Source organism: Pseudomonas sp. NFACC51 (genome assembly GCF_900103575.1).
Taxonomy (GTDB): domain Bacteria; phylum Pseudomonadota; class Gammaproteobacteria; order Pseudomonadales; family Pseudomonadaceae; genus Aquipseudomonas; species Aquipseudomonas fluorescens_Q.
In genome coordinates this window covers 41,324-59,701 of the sequence record NZ_FMXH01000004.1, presented here as the reverse complement: position 1 = coordinate 59,701, position 18,378 = coordinate 41,324, and the positions used below count along the sequence as shown (strand labels likewise).

Below are 18,378 nucleotides of genomic sequence, written 5' to 3'. Positions count from 1 at the left end.
AGCGGCCCCCAAAATTTTGCGGTCGCTGCGCAACCGAGCGGGAGCAAGCTCCCTCGCCACAAAAGCATCACCACCGATCACCTATCACCCCAATAGCTGGAGTCCACCCGGACAACCCCCTAGAATCGCCGCACCCTCAAGGAGACGATTTCATGCTGATGGTGATTTCCCCCGCCAAGACCCTCGATTACGAAACACCGCCGGCCACCGAGCGTTTTACCCAGCCACAGTACCTGGATCATTCCCAGGAACTGATCGAGCAACTGCGCGAACTCTCCCCGGCACAGATCAGCGAGCTGATGCATGTCTCCGACAAGATCGGCGGCCTCAATGCCGCGCGATTCGGCAGTTGGACACCGGCGTTCACTCCGGCCAATGCCAAGCAGGCGCTGCTGGCCTTCAAGGGCGACGTGTATACGGGCCTCGATGCGCAAAGCTTTGGTGACGCCGACTTCGACTACGCCCAGCAACACCTGCGCATGCTCTCTGGCCTCTATGGCCTGCTGCGGCCACTGGACCTGATGCAACCCTATCGCCTGGAAATGGGCACGAAGCTGGCCAATGCCCGGGGCAAGGATCTTTATGCTTTCTGGGGCACACGCATCAGTGAATGGCTGAACGAAGCCCTCGCCGACCAGGGCGACGACGTTCTGCTGAACCTGGCTTCCAATGAATACTTCTCGGCGGTCAAGCGCAGCGCACTGAAAGCGCGCGTCATCGATACCGAATTCCGCGACCTGAAAAATGGCCAGTACAAAATCATCAGCTTCTACGCCAAGAAAGCCCGGGGCCTGATGAGTCGTTTCGTGATTCAGGAACGGATCAGCGACCCTGCGGCACTCAGCCAGTTCGATGTACAGGGCTACCGCTTCAACGCCCAACAATCGAGCCGGGACAAACTGGTTTTCCTGCGCGATCACGCCCCCGAATAAGGCATGACCCTATACCGCCCCCTGATCGGGGGCTTCGATCATCTGCCTATTTGTCATCTTAGTTCATCGCCCACTTCGCCAGTTTCATGGCGCCAATAAATCGCCCCACTCCTGCGCTAACTTTTCTTTCACTCGACACTCGTCAGTTTTTTGCGTAGTGGCACCGATTTTTTTCATCGGTAGTGGCACAAAACTATCTACCCCTCCTAACTCCCCATTAATAAAGGGCAAAACGGCAAGTGCCATCATATTGAGGCCAGTGCCATCTTCGATAATATTTCGAAAAATTTCGAAAATCGCGATGAGCGGATCGGAACTATGTCAAATTGCATGGCTCATACCATCCGTAACGATTCTCGGCGAGCGTGTACGAGATAACTTACAAAGGACGTCGAACGGATTAACCAAGTTGTCACGACAACTTAGCGAAACGGTCGTCTAATTGGATCCACCCTTAAAGGATGGGAGATAAAGCACCATTACTATCCCCTACAAGGCCAAGGCTGCGCCCCTATAACGTGCTCACCCGAGCACACAAACTTTTGATTTTGTGGGCTTTTTGCCAGGGATCGGAAGTGAAGGACCTTTGCACGAGCGTTCCCGATAACGAGGACTGGCTGCATAACAGGGCAGGTCATAACAACTAGGCCACATTGCGCACAACTTGAGTGCATTTATTTAGACACTCGGAACTTAGTATGCCTGCACACGGCATTGTGGCGCCTGCATTCCACACTTCCGAGTGCACTATGACCGCTGAACACTATTAACTCCGGCCATTTAATGGCGTGAAAAACAGAGGGAAATGCGATGCGCATTAGCATATTTGGTTTGGGTTACGTCGGTGCAGTATGTGCCGGTTGCCTGTCTGCACGGGGCCATGATGTAGTTGGCGTGGATGTCGCCAAAGACAAAATCGACATGATCAACGCCGGTAAATCGCCGATCGTTGAACCTGGTCTTGGTGAGCTATTGGCGCAAGGCATTCAAACTGGTCGACTGCGCGGCACGACCAACTTCGCCGAAGCGATTCGCGATACTGACCTGTCGATGATCTGCGTCGGTACACCGAGCAAAAAGAACGGCGACCTGGAACTGAACTACATCGAAGCGGTGTGCCGCGAGATTGGTTTTGTCCTGCGTGACAAGACCACCCGCCACACTATCGTAGTTCGCAGCACCGTATTGCCGGGCACAGTGGCAAACGTTGTGATCCCAATCCTGGAAGACTGCTCCGGCAAGAAAGCCGGCGTCGATTTCGGTGTCGCGGTCAACCCTGAATTCCTGCGTGAAAGCACCGCGATCAAGGACTACGACCAGCCGCCGATGACCGTTATCGGTGAGTTCGACACCGCCTCCGGTGACGTTCTGCAGTCGCTGTACGAAGAGCTCGATGCGCCGATCATCCGCAAGGACATCGCCGTCGCCGAGATGATCAAGTACACCTGCAACGTGTGGCACGCCACCAAGGTGACCTTCGCCAACGAAATCGGCAACATCGCCAAGGCCGTCGGCGTCGATGGCCGTGAAGTGATGGATGTGGTCTGCCAGGACAAGACCCTGAACCTGTCCCAGTACTACATGCGCCCAGGCTTCGCCTTCGGCGGCTCCTGCCTGCCCAAGGACGTTCGCGCCCTGACCTACCGTGCCGGTTCCCTGGACGTGGAAGCGCCGCTGCTCAACTCGCTGATGCGCAGCAACGAATCCCAGGTGCAGAACGCCTTCGACATCGTTTCCAGCCACGACAAGCGCAAAGTCGCCCTGCTGGGCCTGAGCTTCAAGGCCGGTACCGACGACCTGCGAGAAAGCCCACTGGTAGAACTGGCGGAAATGCTGATCGGCAAGGGCTTCGACCTGAAGATCTACGACAGCAACGTCGAATACGCCCGCGTCCACGGTGCGAACAAGGATTACATCGAGTCGAAGATCCCTCACGTCTCGTCCTTGCTCAACTCCGACTTCGACTCGGTGATCGACAGCTCCGACATCATCATCCTGGGCAACCGCGACGAGAAGTTCCGCGCGCTGACCGAGAACGTACCGGAAGGCAAGCAGGTCATCGACCTGGTCGGCTTCATGTCCAAGGCCACCAACCCGAGTGGCCGGACCGAAGGCATCTGCTGGTAAGTCTGTTTGCCGGCCGGGGCATGCTCCGGCCGGCCTTTCGCCTGCCTTAACCCATCGGGCCGCCCACAAGGCCCGCCCGAGATAGAGACGGATGCAGATTATGCACAGGCTAAAGCACGGCCTGCTTCAGGCCGCCGGTTGGCTGTTTTACTTGAGTTTATTGATGGGCATCGCCATGGCGCTGCCCACGTCCACGTTCGACTCCGAATCCAAGGACTTCATCTTCCTGATCGGCGCCGTGGGCATCTGGCGTTACTCCATGGGAGCAACGCATTTCGTGCGCGGCATGATCTTCCTGTACATCGTCTACCCGCACCTGCGCCGCAAGGTACGCAAGCTGGGCAAGGCGGCGGATCCGTCCCATGTGTACCTGATGGTCACCAGCTTCCGGATCGATGCGCTGACCACCGCCCAGGTGTACGGCTCGGTGATTCGCGAGGCCATCGAATGCGGGCTGCCCACCACCGTGGTCTGCTCCATCGTGGAAATGTCCGACGAACTGCTGGTCAAGAGCCTCTGGGCCCGCATGAACCCGCCAGCGCGGGTCAAGCTGGACTTCGTGCGTATCCCTGGCACCGGCAAGCGCGACGGCCTGGCCTACGGTTTCCGCGCCATCTCCCGCCACTTGCCGGATGACCGCGCCGTCGTAGCGGTGATCGATGGCGACACCGTGCTCGCCGAAGGCGTCGTGCGCAAGACCGTGCCGTGGTTCCAGCTGTTCGGCAACGTCGGCGGCCTGACCACCAACGAGTTCTGCGAAGTGCGCGGCGGCTACATCATGAGCGAATGGCACAAGCTGCGTTTCGCCCAGCGGCACATCAACATGTGTTCCATGGCCTTGTCCAAGCGCGTGCTGACCATGACCGGCCGCATGTCGGTGTTCCGCGCCACCGTGGTCACCAACCCGGACTTCATCGCCGACGTGGAAAGCGACTCGCTGCAACACTGGCGCCTGGGTCGCTTCAAGTTCCTGACCGGCGATGACAAGTCGAGCTGGTTCAGCCTGATGCGCCTGGGCTACGACACGTTCTATGTGCCCGATGCGGCGATCAACACCGTTGAACACCCGCCGGAGAAGAGCTTCATCAAGGCCAGCCGCAAATTGATGTTCCGCTGGTACGGCAACAACCTGCGGCAGAACTCCCGGGCACTGGGCCTGGGTCTGCGCCGTCTGGGCCTGTTCACCTCGGTGGTGCTGCTCGACCAGCGTGTGTCGATGTGGACGTCGCTGCTGGGCCTGACCGTGGCACTGATCGCCAGCTTCAAGTACGGCACCGCGTTCATCCTGGTGTACCTGCTGTGGATCGGCATCACCCGGTTGCTGCTGACCCTGTTGCTGTCGTGCTCCGGACACAAGATCGGCCCTGCCTACCCGGCGATTCTCTATTACAACCAGATCGTCGGTGCCCTGGTGAAGATCTATGTGTTCTTCCGCCTCGACCAGCAGTCCTGGACCCGCCAGCCCACCTCACTGACCCGTGATCTCGCCAGCTTTCAACGTTGGTTCAACACTTGGTCGTCTCGGACCATGACCTTCTCCGCCGGCAGCATCTTTGTCGCCGTGCTGCTGACGATGGTCTGACCGGACTTGAATGAATTAACTAGGAAATCGCCCCTATGAACACCGCCGTGAATGTCAACGTAGTGCATGAATCCGAAGCCCAGCGCCAACACGCCCGGGTCAAAATCCCGGCCAAGCTGCGCTTCTTCGGCCCTGACCGTACGCCGATGGAAGTCAAGGTCCTGGACTTGTCCGCCGGCGGCCTGAGCTTCAACGCCGGCCAGATGCCCCTCAAGACCGGGGAGTCCTACAAAGGTCGCCTGCAGTTCGTCATCGACAACCTTGGCCTGGCCATGGACGTGGAGTTGCAGATCCGTTCCTACGACCGCCAGACCGGCCGCACCGGTTGCCAGTTCCAGAACCTGGAGCCGCGGGACATCTCGACACTGCGTCACATCATCACCTCGCACCTGGCCGGCGACATCGTCGGTGTCGGTGACGTGCTGGCGACCCTGCAGCGCGACAACTTCACCAAGGCCCGCAAGCAGAAAGACGAAAACGGCGGCATGAGTGCCATGGGGCGCCTACGCGCCGTGACCTTCAGCCTGGGGGTCTTCGCCGTTGGCCTGGCGGCGTTCGGTTTCATCTTCAAGTCGGTGTACGGCATGTACTTTGTCAGCCACGCCCAGGCCGGCCTGGTGAACGTGCCGGGCATGGCCATTACCATGCCGCGCGACGGCACCGTGCAGAGCCTGGTCAAGGCCGACGGCGTGGCTGCCAAAGGCGCCCCGCTGGCGACCTTCAGCACCAGCATGCTCGATGTGCTCAAAGGTCACCTGGACGACAACCAGTTGCAGCCGGCCAAGGTCGAGGAGCTGTTCGGCAAGCAAATGACTGGCACCCTGACGTCGCCGTGCGACTGCATCGTGTCCCAGCAACTGGTCGCCAACGGCCAGTACGCCAGCAAGGGTGACGTGATCTTCCAACTGGTCCCACGGGGCACCGAAGCCAACGTCGAAGCCCGTTTCTCCTATCGCCAGTTCGGCGACGTGCGCCCAGGTACGCCAGTCAACTTCCAGGTCGCCGGCGAAGACACCACCCGTACCGGCAAGATCGTCAGCAGCACCAGCCTGAAAAGTGCCGACCTGTCCTCCGATATCCGTGTGCTGATCCAACCTGACGAACCCCTGGACAGCTCGCTGGCCGGCCGGCCGGTAGAAGTCACCAGCGACCGTGGTCCGAACCTGAACTGGCTGATCGACAAAGCCATGGCCGTCGGTATTTAAGTCGAGGATATGCCCGTGACCATTATAAAAATCCTGAACACCCCACAGGCTCTGTGGGAGCGAGCTTGCTCGCGAAAGGATCAACGCGGTCAGGATGCTATGCCGCAAACTCGTTCCCACATGGGAACACTGTGTGCCCTGGCACTGGCCGTCAGCCTGGCCGGTTGTGCCGGCCTGCCCGACCAGCGCCTGGCCAACGAAGCCCTCAAGCGCGGCGACACGGCGCTGGCGCAGCAGAACTATCAGCAACTGGCAGACCTGGGCTACAGCGAAGCCCAGGTCGGCCTGGCCGATATCCAGGTGGACAGCCGCGACCCCGAGCAGATGAGAAAAGCCGAGGCGACTTACCGCGCCGCCGCCGATATCTCGCCACGGGCCCAGGCTCGCCTGGGTCGCCTGCTGGTGGCCAAGCCCGGTTCCACTGAAGCGGAAAAACACGAAGCCGAAGGCCTGTTGAAGAAAGCCTTCGCCAACGGGGAAGGCAACACCCTGATCCCGCTGGCGATGCTGTACCTGCAATATCCCCACAGCTTCCCGAACGTCAACGCCCAGCAGCAGATCAGCCAATGGCGCAGCGCCGGCTACCCGGAAGCGGGCCTGGCGCAGATTCTGCTCTACCGCACCCAGGGCACCTACGACCAGCACCTGGATGAAGTCGAGAAGGTCTGCAAGGCCGCGCTGGCGACCACGGACATCTGCTACGTCGAACTCGCCACGGTCTATCAGAAACGCGGCCAGCCGGAACAGCAGGCCGCATTGCTCAAGCAGATGCAGGACGGTCACGCCCGTGGCGTCGTATCCGCCCAGCGCGTGGACAGCGTCGCCCGTGTCCTGGCCGACGCCAGCCTGGGCAAGACCGATGAAAAGACCGCCCAGTCGTTGCTCGAAGGCATCGCTCCTGGCTACCCCGCTGCCTGGGTCAGCCTGGCGCAACTGCTCTACGACTTCCCGGAACTGGGTGACGTCGACAAGATGATGCAATACCTGGAAAACGGCCGCGCCGCCGACCAGCCTCGTGCCGAGCTGTTGCTGGGCAAGCTGTACTACGAAGGCAAGTGGGTCCCGGCCGATGCCAAGGCCGCCGAGGCGCATTTCCAGAACGCCGTTGGCCGCGAAGTGGCTGCCGATTACTACCTCGGCCAGATCTATCGCCGCGGTTATCTGGGCCAGGTGTACTCGCAAAAAGCCCTGGACCACCTGCTCAAGGCCGCCCGCAACGGCCAGAACAGCGCCGACTTCGCCATTGCCCAGCTGTTCTCCCAGGGCAAGGGTACCAAGCCCAACCCGGTCAACGCGTATGTGTTCAGCCAGTTGGCCAAGGCGCAGAACACCCCGCAAGCCATCGAGCTTGCCCAAACCCTCGAAGCACAATTACCGCCGGAACAACTTGCACAAGCCCAACGCCTGCTACAACAAGAGCAGGCCATTCGCGGCGCAATGAGCCCCGATACGCTGGAACTGCAAGCCCTAAAAGAAGATGACGGCGAGGAACCTCTATGAAGCTTTTGAAGCTCAACCCTTTTGTGCAGGCTGGTATTGGCCTGTCGTTTGCCCTGCTGTGGTCCTGTCCGACCCTGGCGGCACTGACCGATAGCAAGAATTTCGGCCTGGAAGTGAAGATCACCGGGCAGTCCGAAGATGACCGTGATCTCGGCACCCAGAGCGGTGGCGACGTCAACGGTGTCGGCCTGGACCTGCGTCCATGGGTCTACGGTGAAAGTGAAAGCGGCGCCTGGAGCGCCTACGCCATGGCCCAGGCCGTGACGTCCAGCGACATCATCGAGACCGACACCCTGCAACAGTCCGATGGCAGCACCCAGCAAACCGACAGCGGTGACCGCGAAGCCAAGAAAAGCTACCTGGCCATGCGCGAGTTCTGGATTGGCTACCGTGGCCTGACCCCCTACCCGGGCGAGCAGTTGAAGTTCGGTCGCCAGCGCCTGCGCAACGACGACGGCCAATGGCGCGACACCAACATCGAAGCCCTGAACTGGACCTTCGACACCACCTTGCTGCGGGCCAACCTCGGCGTGGCCGAACGGTTCAGCGAATACCGCACCGACCTCAAGGAATTGTCCCCCAAGGACAAGGACCGCATGCACGTCTACGGCGACGTGGGTTACCAGTGGATGCCAGGCCAATGGGCCGGTATCCGTGCCCACCACTCCCATGACAACGGCAGCCTCGACTACCCGACCCCGGGCGAGCCCACCGATACCCTGGACAAGACCGAGAACGGTGACTTGACCTGGCTCGGCCTGGAAGCCAACAGCGACGCCTACAACTGGCGCAACACCAACACCGTCAACTACTGGGCGAGCCTCACGGGCATGACCGGTGACCGCGACACCGTCAACCCGCTCAATGCCGACGGCACCCGCCCGACAGAAGCCAAGCACAGCGATGATGTGGACGGCTGGGCCACTGACCTGGGTATCCGCCTGCGCCTTGACCCGCAATGGCAAGTCGGTGCGGCCTATGCTCGCGCCAGCGAGGACTACGAACAGAACGGCCTGCAAAGCAACCGTTCGAACTTCACCGGCACCCGTTCGCGCGTCCACCGTTTCGGCGAAGCATTCCGTGGCGAAATGGCCAACACCCAGAGCGCCAGCCTGTTCGGTTCCTGGCAACTGCGTGACGAATACGACGCCAGCCTTGTGTATCACAAGTTCTGGCGCGTGGACGGCAACAAGCCAGTGGGCAGCAACGGTATCAATGCCGTGGAAAACAACACCGACGACGTGACCGGCGCAATCCTGTCCACCTCGACCCTGCCGCTGCGTGATGGCGACAAGGACCTGGGCCAGGAAGTCGATCTGGTCGTCACCAAGTACTTCAAGCAAGGCCTGCTGCCGGCCGCGCTGAGTCAGTCAATTGATGAGCCGTCGGCGCTGGTGCGCTTTCGTGGCGGCGTGTTCAAGCCAGGCGACGCCTACGGCAAAGAGGTCGATTCGTACATGCATCGCGCCTTTGTCGACGTGATCTGGCGCTTCTGATGCGAATGGCCATGGGAGTGCCCGAAATGAACCGCTACCTCAGGAACAGCCAGGCGATGAAAGGTTCGATCAGCCTGTTGGTCGCAGCGATGCTGCTGGCCGGCTCGCCGGCGTTCGCCAACGTTGAACCGGTGGTCAAGCCGGGCAACGTGGCCAAGGAACTGCAACGAGCCAAGACCTATACCGTCAGCAGCGCGCCGACCGCACCGCTGGAACTGGCCAAGCCGACCTTGCCCGACCTCAAAGGCTATACCGCCGAAGCGGTCGCGGCCAAGATCGTGCGCACCAAGCCCGGCAAGGTCAGCGTGCGCCGGATGATGCAGGAAAACGCCTTGAAGGACTTCATCGGCGGCGACAACAAGATGGCCGAGTGGGTCGTGCGTCAGCACGGTATCCCACAGGCCATCTTCCTCGACGATGGCTACATGAACCTCAAGGACCTGGCCAAGAAACAGCCCAAGTACCTCATCGAAACTTCGCCAGGTGTCTACCTGGCGAAGATTCCGATCGTGGTTGGCCAGAAAGGCATCCTGGAAATCGACAAACAGACCCAGGAACTGCGCCTGTCCCAAGAGGGCGGCTCATTCCTGGTCAACGATGGCCAGATGTTCATCCGCGACACCAAGGTCACCGGCTGGCGCGAAAAGGACAATGGCCCCGCCACGTTTCGCTCGCCCAAGGAATTCCGTCCGTTCCTGCTGTCGTGGGGCGGTACCGAGACCTACATCGTCAACACCAAGATGGCCAGCTTCGGCTACGCCAACAGTAAGTCGTACGGGGTGAGTATTTCCCAGTACACGCCGAACATGGCCAAGGTCCTCAAGCGCCCGGAACCGACCGGCTGGATCATCGGTTCCGAGTTCTCGGACATGTGGTACGGCTTCTACTGCTACGAGACCCGCGACTTTGTCATCAAGGGCAATACCTACAAAGACAACATCGTCTACGGCATCGACCCCCACGACCGTTCCCATCGGCTGATCATCGCCGACAACACCGTCTACGGGACCAAGAAGAAGCACGGGATCATTATTTCCCGTGAGGTCAACGACAGCTTCATTTTCAACAATCGCAGCTACGACAACAAACTCTCGGGCCTGGTGATCGACCGTAACAGCGTCAACAACCTGATCGCCTACAACGAGATCTACAAGAACCACACAGACGGCATCACGCTTTACGAGAGTGGTGACAACCTGCTGTGGGGCAACAAAGTGATCAGCAACCGCCGCCACGGTATCCGGGTTCGTAACAGCGTGAACATTCGCCTCTACGAAAACGTATCCATGGCCAACGGCCTGACCGGTCTCTACGGTCACATCAAGGACCTGTCCGACACCGACCGGGACATCAAGCTCGACCCGTTCGACGCCGAGGTCTCGCTGATCGTGGTCGGCGGCGAACTGGCTGCCAACGGCAGCGGTCCGCTGTCCATCGACTCGCCGTTGAGCGTCGAGCTGTACCGCGTGTCCATGCTCGCGCCGACCAAATCCAGCGGCATCAGCTTCACGGGAATCCTTGGCGAGCGCCAGGATGAAATTCTCGACCTGCTGGTGCGCCAGCAGAAAGCCGTGCTGATCGACCCTGTCGAACGCCAGACCGAAATGCGGGACTGAGGATGACCTTTATGAACCCACAGATGATCAAACTCCTGGGCCTGTCTGCCCTGACTGCCGGCATTCTCGCCGCTGCAAGCGGCGCCCGCGCCGATGAAATCAAGGCCCCGAGCTTCACTGCCGAGCCCTGCTGCAACCTGTGCCCGGCGGCCCATGATGCGAAGAACTACACCACGCGCTACCAGCAGAACTTCACCACGCTGGTACAAGCCCAGGGTGACTGGCTGTTCCGGACCCAGGAAGACCTGCGTACCGAATTCAACACCACCCCGGCCGGCTACAAGCGCCTGCAGCAGTTGCACGATGCGTTCAAGGCAAAAGGCGTCGAGTTGGTGCTCGTCTACCAGCCGACCCGGGGCCTGGTGAACCGCAACAAGCTCAACCCACAGGAAAAGGCCGCTTTCGACTATGAGAAAGCCCTGACCAACTACAAATCCATGCTCGGGCGTTTCGCCCAGATGGGTTACGTGGTGCCGGACCTGTCGCCGCTGACCAACGAAAACCTGCCCGAAACCCTGCCGGCCCACGATTTCTATTTCCGTGGCGACCAACACTGGACACCTTACGGCGCCCAGCGCACCGCCAAGATCGTCGCCGAGAAGGTCAAGCAGCTCCCGGCCTTCGCCGACATCCCCAAGCGTGAGTTCGAGACCAAGAAGTCCGGCCGCATGGGCAAGACCGGCACCCTGCACAACATGGCCGGGCAGCTGTGCGGCACCAGCTATGCGATCCAGTACATGGACCAATTCACCACCGAGCCCAAGGGCGAGGCGGGTGACGGCGATCTGTTCGGCGATTCCGGGAACCCGCAGATCACCCTGGTGGGCACCAGTCACAGCGGCAAGAACTACAACTTCGCCGGCTTCCTTGAAGAAGCCATCGGCGCCGACATCCTCAACGTAGCCTTCCCCGGCGGCGGTTTCGAGGGCGCGATGATCCAGTACCTGGGCAGCGAAGAGTTCCAGAAGAACCCGCCGAAAATCCTCATCTGGGAATTCTCGCCGCTGTATCGCCTGGACCAGGAAACCATCTATCGCCAGATGATGGCGCTGCTGGACAACAACGGTTGCGAAGGCAAGCCGGCATTGATGAGCAGCAAGACCGCGCTCAAGCCGGGCAAGAACGAATTGATGGTCAATAGCAAGAACATGGATCTGCGTAACGGCAGCCACCAGGTCGACATCCGCTTCGCCGACACCTCGGTGAAAACCTTGCAAGCCACCCTCTGGTACATGAATGGGCGCCACGAGGATATCAAGATCGAAAAACCGGATACCTCCGAAACCGACGGACGTTTCGCCTTCCAGCTGCGCACCGACGAGGACTGGGCTTCGCAAAACCTTCTGGCTGTCGAAGTCCAGGGACCTGAAGCCGGTAAAGAGCCGCAGCAGATCGAAGCGAAAATCTGTAAACGCAACGCATCTCCGCAAGCCGAACAAACGGCTCAAATCGGACAATGAGGTCTCGTCTCATGACCAGTACCACGCGCACCCGAACGTTGAAAACGCTGCTGGCGCCCTCCCTGCTGACCCTGGCAATGTTCGCCGGGGCCACGCAGGCCGCGGCCCCGCTGCGCCCGCCACAGGGTTACTTCGCACCGATCGAAAAGGTCAAGGCCGGCGAAGCGGCCCAAGGCTGCGACGCCACGCCGACGCCCTACACTGGCTCCCTGCAATTTCGCAGCAAGTACGAGGGCTCGGACAAGGCCCGTGCGACCCTGAACGTGCAGTCGGAAAAAGCCTTCCGCGACAGCACCGCCGACATCACCAAGATCGAGCGTGGCGTCAGCAAACAAGTGATGCAATTCATGCGTGACGGCCGTCCCGAACAATTGGAATGCACCCTCAACTGGCTGACCGCGTGGGCCCAGGCCGATGCGCTGATGTCCAAGGACTTCAACCACACTGGCAAGTCCATGCGCAAATGGGCGCTGGGCAGCATGGCTTCGGCCTATGTGCGCCTGAAGTTCTCCGAGTCCCGCCCACTGGCCAATCACCAGGAGCAGGCGCAACTGATCGAAAGCTGGTTCAGCCGGATGGCCGACCAGGTCGTCAGCGACTGGGACAACCTGCCGCTGGACAAGACCAACAACCACTCCTACTGGGCCGCCTGGTCGGTGATGGCCACCTCCGTGGCAATCAACCGCCGCGACCTGTTCGATTGGGCCGTCAAGGAATACAAGGTCGGCGTCAACCAGATCGACGCCGACGGTTTCCTGCCCAACGAACTCAAGCGCAAGCAACGCGCCCTGTCCTACCACAACTATGCCCTGCCGCCGTTGGCGATGATCGCCAGTTTCGCCCAGGTCAACGGTGTGGACCTGCGCCAGGAAAACAACGGCGCCCTCAAGCGACTGGGTGACCGGGTGCTGGCCGGGGTGGAAGACCCGGACATCTTCGAAGAGAAGAACGGCGACAAACAGGACATGAAGGACCTGAAGGTCGATTCGAAATTCGCCTGGCTCGAACCGTTCTGCAGCCTCTACACCTGCAGCGAGGATGTGCTGGAACGCAAGCATGAGATGCAACCGTTCAAGACCTTCCGCCTCGGCGGTGACTTGACCCGGGTGTACGACCCTTCGCGGGAGAAAGGTGAAAAAGGAAGCTGATTCACAACACATTTCCTGTGGCGAGGGAGCTTGCTCCCGCTGGGGTGCGTAGCGCCCCCAAGCCTGACGATGCGACTGCTTCGCAGCCGAGCGGGAGCAAGCTCCCTCGCCACAGGTAAGTGTCGGAAATGTAATCAACCACCCGGTTTTCATGGGGGGGTTTGGGGGGGCTCTGGCCCTTGACTGTTGATTCAACATGGAGAGATCGGGATGGTATTTTCATCCAATGTGTTCCTGTTTCTGTTCTTGCCGATCTTTCTCGGCTTGTACTACTTGAGCGGGCAACGCTATCGCAACCTGCTGCTGCTGATCGCCAGCTACGTGTTCTATGCCTGGTGGCGGGTGGACTTCCTGGCGCTGTTCGCCGGCGTCACCTTGTGGAACTACTGGATCGGCCTGAAAGTCGGTGCCGCCGGTGTGCGGACCAAACCGGCCCAACGCTGGCTGTTGCTCGGCGTGGGCGTGGATTTGGCCATCCTGGGCTACTTCAAGTACGCCAACTTCGGCGTGGACAGCCTCAACGCAATCATCACCAGCTTTGGCCTCAACCCGTTCATCCTGACCCATGTGCTGTTGCCGATCGGGATCTCGTTCTACATCTTCGAGTCCATCAGCTACATCATCGACGTCTATCGCGGTGACACGCCGGCGACCCGCAACCTGATCGACTTCGCAGCGTTCGTGGCGATTTTCCCGCACCTGATCGCCGGCCCTGTGTTGCGTTTCCGCGACCTGGCCGACCAGTTCAACAACCGTACCCACACGCTGGACAAGTTCTCCGAAGGCTGCACCCGCTTCATGCAGGGCTTCATCAAGAAAGTGTTCATCGCCGACACCCTGGCGGTGGTGGCCGACCATTGCTTCGCCTTGCAGAACCCGACCACGGGCGATGCCTGGCTCGGCGCCCTGGCCTATACCGCGCAGCTGTACTTCGACTTCTCCGGCTACAGCGACATGGCCATCGGCCTGGGCCTGATGATGGGTTTCCGTTTCATGGAAAACTTCAAGCAGCCCTACATCAGCCAGTCGATCACCGAGTTCTGGCGCCGCTGGCACATCAGCCTGTCCACTTGGCTGCGCGACTACCTCTACATCACCCTGGGCGGTAACCGCAAAGGCACGCTGATGACCTATCGCAACCTGTTCCTGACCATGCTGCTCGGTGGTCTGTGGCACGGCGCGAACATCACCTACGTGATCTGGGGTGCCTGGCACGGCATGTGGCTGGCCATCGAAAAAGCGGTGGGCATCAACACCACGCCACGCAGCATCAACCCGATCCGCTGGGCGCTGACCTTCCTGCTGGTGGTGATGGGCTGGGTGATCTTCCGGGCCGAGAACCTGCACGTGGCCGGTCGCATGTACGCTGCCATGTTCAGCTTCGGCGACTGGTCGCTGTCGGAACTGACCCGCGCCAACCTCACCGGCCTGCAGATCGCCACGCTGGTGGTGGCCTACATCACCCTCGCCTTCTTCGGCCTGCGGGACTTCTACACCAACCGTCCACCGGTCAAGACCAAGCCTGAGGTCAATACCGAGGCCAACGGCCCGGCCACCGCACAACCGGGGATGATCAAGGCCGTACCGGGTGACAACCCATCGACGATCCATGAGCCGGGCTACACCGTGGGTGTCGAAGCCCAGGTGCAACCGGCCTACTGGACCGTGGACTGGTCGCGCTACGTGATGCGCGCCCTGGTGCTGCTGCTGTTCATCGCTTCGATTCTCAAACTCTCGGCGCAGAGCTTCTCGCCGTTCCTTTACTTCCAGTTCTGAGGGATCTGAACATGACCCGCTCATTACGCATCTTTTACATCGCACTGTTCATGCTGATCCTGACAGCGCTGGGCCTGTGGTCGATGCGCAGCTTCTTCGGCTTCAGCACCAACCCCGACGCCACCGTGCTCAACGGGCGCTGGGCCAAGGCCGTGGAAACGCACTACGACGACGAGTTCCCGATCAAGCGCCTGGGCACCAACATCTGGGCTGCGCTGGACTACAAGCTGTTCAACGAAGGCCGCAAGGGCGTGGTCCTGGGCCGTGACCAGTGGCTGTACAGCGACGAGGAGTTCAACCCGATCGTCAACGAAGAGCTGAACCTGCAAGGCAACTACGCGCTGGTCGAAGGCGTGCGCCAGAAGCTCAAGGAACAAGGCATCACCCTGGTCATGGCGATCCTGCCGGCCAAGGCGCGGCTGTACCCCGAGCACCTGGGTGACGTGAAGCCATCGAGCATTCACGCCAATCTCTACCAGGATTTCCATGCTCGCGTGGCGGCCGACAAGATCCTCGCGCCTGACCTGCTCGGCCCGCTGCAACAGGCCAAGCAAGGCGGCCAGCAAGTGTTCCTGCGCACCGACACCCACTGGACCCCGGAAGGTGCCCAGGTCGCTGCCGAGAACCTGGCCAAGGCCATCGCGGAAAAGGCGCCGCTCAATGGCGAACCACAGCGCTTCGTCACTGAGCCTGCGGAAAAAATCACCCACAAGGGTGACCTGCGCCAGTTCCTGCCCCTGGACCCGCTGTTCGAAAACCTGATGCCCGCCCAGGAGCCGCTGGTCAAGCGCAACACCCGCGAAGCCGACGACCAGCCAGCCAGCGACGACGCGCTGTTCGCCGACGCCCAGGTGCCCGTGGCCCTGATCGGCACGAGCTACAGCGCCAACCCCAACTGGAACTTCGTCGGTGCACTCAAGCAAGCCCTGCACAGCGACGTCATCAACTACGCCGAGGACGGCCATGGCCCGATCCTGCCGATGCTCAGCTACCTCAAGAGTGATGCCTTCAAGAACAGCCCGCCACAGGTGCTGATCTGGGAGTTCCCTGAACGTTATCTGCCCGTGAACAACGAAATCGGCGACGCCGACCCACAGTGGGTCGCAGAGCTCAAGCAAGCCGGCGCGCGCCAACAGAACGTAGCCGCCAACACCCCATCCGAGACGCCCGACCGGGCGCAAAACTGAAAGAGAGGTCCACCATGACTTTCAACACTACTCCTCGCCGTCTCGCTGCTCGCTCCTTCAAGGCTGTTGCCCTCGTCGCCAGCATGAGCGCCCTCTCATTGTCCGCCTTTGCCGGTGACTCGGCCCTGTACGGTCCGGTCGCGCCAAAAGGCTCGAGTTTCGTACGTATCTACAACGCCAGCAACGCCGAAGTCAGCGCCACCGTCGGCAGCACCAACCTCAACGAAGTGGCCCCACTGGCCAGCAGCGACTTCAGCTTCATGCCGGGCGGTGACTACAACGCCAAGGTCGGCAGCCAGACCGTCCCGGTCAAACTGGCCCCCGATCACTACTACACCCTGGTCAACAACGCCACCGGCCAGCCTCAGTTGATCGAAGAACCGCCGTTCAAGAACAAGCAGAAGTCCCTGGTCCGCGTGCAGAACCTCACCGACAAGGCCCTGACCCTCAAGACCGCCGATGGCAAGACCGAAGTGGTACCGAACGTCGCGGCCAAGGGCCGTGGCGAGCGTGAAATCAACCCGGTGAAAGTGACCCTGGCACTGTTCGAAGGCGACAAGAAAGTCGGCGACCTCAAGCCCGTGGCCCTGGAGCGCGGCGAAGCGGCCGTGCTGTACGTCACAGGCTCAGGCAGCAGCCTGTCGCCAGTGTGGGTGAAACGCCCGGTGTCGACACGATAAGAGCAGCGGCGAGCTTCTAGCTTCAAGCGGCAAGCTTTTACTTGCAGCTTGAAGCTTGAGGCTCGCCACTGCCGCAGGAACAACAACAAGAGAGTGAAACGACAGAACGCAGTAGCTCTAACAACCATTTCGCTTCAAGGAGTAACAAACATGATTCCGGTGATCTTGTCAGGTGGTAGTGGCTCACGTCTTTGGCCGCTTTCGCGCAAGCAATTCCCTAAACAGTTCCTGGCCCTGACCGGTGAACACACCCTGTTCCAGCAGACCCTCGAGCGCCTGGTGTTCGAAGGCATGGACACGCCGATCGTGGTCTGCAACAAAGACCACCGCTTCATCGTCAACGAACAGTTGAGCAACCGTAAGCTTGAAGCCCAGCGCATCCTGATGGAACCGTTCGGGCGTAACACCGCACCGGCCGTGGCGCTGACCGCGATGATGCTGGTCAACGAAGGTCGCGACGAGCTGATGCTGGTGCTGCCGGCCGACCACGTGATCGAAGACCAGAAGGCCCTGCAACGCGCCCTGGCCCTCGCTACCGTGGCTGCCGAGCGTGGCGAGATGGTGCTGTTCGGCGTTCCGCCAACCAAGCCGGAAACCGGCTATGGCTACATCAAGTCGACCAACGATGCGCTGCTGCCTGAAGGTGTGAGCCGGGTTTCGCACTTCGTCGAAAAACCCGACGCCAAGCGCGCCACCGAGTTCCTTGAGGCCGGCGGTTATTTCTGGAACAGCGGCATGTTCCTGTTCCGCGCCAGCCGCTTCCTCGAAGAGCTGAAAAAACACGATCCGGACATCTACGACACCTGCCTGCTGACCCTGGAGCGCAGTGAGCAGACGGCCGACACCATTACCTTCGACGAAGCCACCTTCGCCTGCTGCCCGGACAACTCCATCGACTACGCCGTGATGGAAAAAACCCAGCGCGCCTGCGTGGTTCCCCTGGCCGCCGGTTGGAGTGATGTCGGTTGCTGGGCGTCGCTGTGGGAAGTCAACGAAAAGGACACCAACGGCAACGTCACCAAGGGCGACGTGGTGATCCAGGACAGCCGCAACTGCATGATCCACGGCAACGGCAAGCTGGTGTCGGTGATCGGCCTGGAAAACATCGTGGTGGTCGAAACCAAGGACGCCATGATGATTGCCCACAAGGACAAGGTCCAAGGCGTCAAGCAGATGGTCAACACCCTCAACGCCCAGGGCCGCACCGAGACCCAGAACCACTGCGAGGTCTATCGTCCGTGGGGTTCCTATGACTCGGTGGACATGGGCGGTCGCTTCCAGGTCAAGCACATCTCGGTCAAGCCGGGCGCGTGCCTGTCCCTGCAGATGCACCACCACCGTGCCGAACACTGGATCGTGGTCAGCGGCACCGCCGAAGTGACCTGCGACGAGAACGTGTTCCTGCTCTGCGAAAACCAGTCGACCTACATCCCGATCGCGTCGGTCCACCGCCTGCGCAACCCGGGCAAGATCCCACTGGAAATCATCGAAGTGCAGTCCGGCAGCTACCTGGGCGAAGACGACATCGAGCGTTTCGAAGACATCTACGGTCGCTCCACCCCGATCGAACGTGGCGTCTCGGTGAAGACCATCGCACAGTAACCAGCTACAACGATCAACTGTACAAGAAGCCCCCATCCAGCCCACTGCGTCCCTATCCGCAGTGAGT

General features: G+C 60.5%; 13 protein-coding genes. All 13 read left to right on the top strand.

The window, feature by feature from the left end; translation table 11 throughout:
* The first annotated feature begins 152 nt into the window (after positions 1 to 152).
* The 13 genes from yaaA (at position 153) to BLT00_RS09620 (ending at position 18,311) form a co-directional block, all read left to right on the top strand.
* Entirely contained in the window at positions 153 to 932 is a 780-nt protein-coding gene (gene yaaA, locus BLT00_RS09680) for a peroxide stress protein YaaA (RefSeq protein WP_092146854.1), read from the top strand.
* 810 nt (positions 933 to 1,742) lie between these two features.
* Positions 1,743 to 3,059, top strand: a complete 1,317-nt coding sequence (locus BLT00_RS09675; protein WP_063324509.1) for a nucleotide sugar dehydrogenase — start codon at positions 1,743 to 1,745, stop codon at positions 3,057 to 3,059.
* Positions 3,060 to 3,159: 100 nt separating this feature from the next.
* Positions 3,160 to 4,641, top strand: a complete 1,482-nt coding sequence (gene alg8, locus BLT00_RS09670) for a mannuronan synthase (RefSeq protein WP_371856190.1) — start codon at positions 3,160 to 3,162, stop codon at positions 4,639 to 4,641.
* 35 nt (positions 4,642 to 4,676) lie between these two features.
* Entirely contained in the window at positions 4,677 to 5,846 is a 1,170-nt protein-coding gene (locus BLT00_RS09665) for an alginate biosynthesis protein Alg44 (RefSeq protein WP_063324507.1), read from the top strand.
* Between the two features lie 15 nt (positions 5,847 to 5,861).
* A complete protein-coding gene (algK, locus tag BLT00_RS09660; protein WP_092146852.1) occupies positions 5,862 to 7,346 on the top strand; it encodes an alginate biosynthesis TPR repeat lipoprotein AlgK in 1,485 nt (494 codons plus the stop codon).
* 5 nt (positions 7,347 to 7,351) lie between these two features.
* A complete protein-coding gene (locus BLT00_RS09655; RefSeq protein WP_063325227.1) occupies positions 7,352 to 8,842 on the top strand; it encodes an alginate export family protein in 1,491 nt (496 codons plus the stop codon).
* 26 nt (positions 8,843 to 8,868) lie between these two features.
* On the top strand, positions 8,869 to 10,458 hold the full coding sequence (algG, locus tag BLT00_RS09650) for a mannuronan 5-epimerase AlgG (RefSeq protein ID WP_092146964.1): 1,590 nt from the start codon (positions 8,869 to 8,871) through the stop codon (positions 10,456 to 10,458).
* Positions 10,459 to 10,469: 11 nt separating this feature from the next.
* Positions 10,470 to 11,918 carry an alginate O-acetyltransferase gene (locus BLT00_RS09645; protein WP_092146850.1) on the top strand — a complete coding sequence of 483 codons (1,449 nt, stop codon included), beginning with the start codon at positions 10,470 to 10,472 and terminating at the stop codon, positions 11,916 to 11,918.
* Between the two features lie 11 nt (positions 11,919 to 11,929).
* The gene (locus tag BLT00_RS09640) at positions 11,930 to 13,066 is read left to right on the top strand and encodes a mannuronate-specific alginate lyase (protein WP_092146848.1); all 1,137 of its coding nucleotides are present in this window, start codon (positions 11,930 to 11,932) and stop codon (positions 13,064 to 13,066) included.
* A 210-nt stretch (positions 13,067 to 13,276) separates the two neighbouring features.
* Positions 13,277 to 14,842 (top strand): MBOAT family O-acyltransferase, encoded by a 1,566-nt coding sequence (locus BLT00_RS09635; RefSeq protein WP_063324503.1) that lies wholly within the window; start codon positions 13,277 to 13,279, stop codon positions 14,840 to 14,842.
* Between the two features lie 11 nt (positions 14,843 to 14,853).
* On the top strand, positions 14,854 to 16,029 hold the full coding sequence (locus tag BLT00_RS09630) for an alginate O-acetyltransferase (protein ID WP_092146846.1): 1,176 nt from the start codon (positions 14,854 to 14,856) through the stop codon (positions 16,027 to 16,029).
* A 14-nt stretch (positions 16,030 to 16,043) separates the two neighbouring features.
* Complete coding sequence (locus tag BLT00_RS09625; RefSeq protein ID WP_092146844.1) at positions 16,044 to 16,709, top strand: alginate O-acetyltransferase AlgF; 666 nt, start codon at positions 16,044 to 16,046, stop codon at positions 16,707 to 16,709.
* Between the two features lie 150 nt (positions 16,710 to 16,859).
* On the top strand, positions 16,860 to 18,311 hold the full coding sequence (locus tag BLT00_RS09620) for a mannose-1-phosphate guanylyltransferase/mannose-6-phosphate isomerase (protein WP_092146842.1): 1,452 nt from the start codon (positions 16,860 to 16,862) through the stop codon (positions 18,309 to 18,311).
* Positions 18,312 to 18,378: the final 67 nt, after the last annotated feature.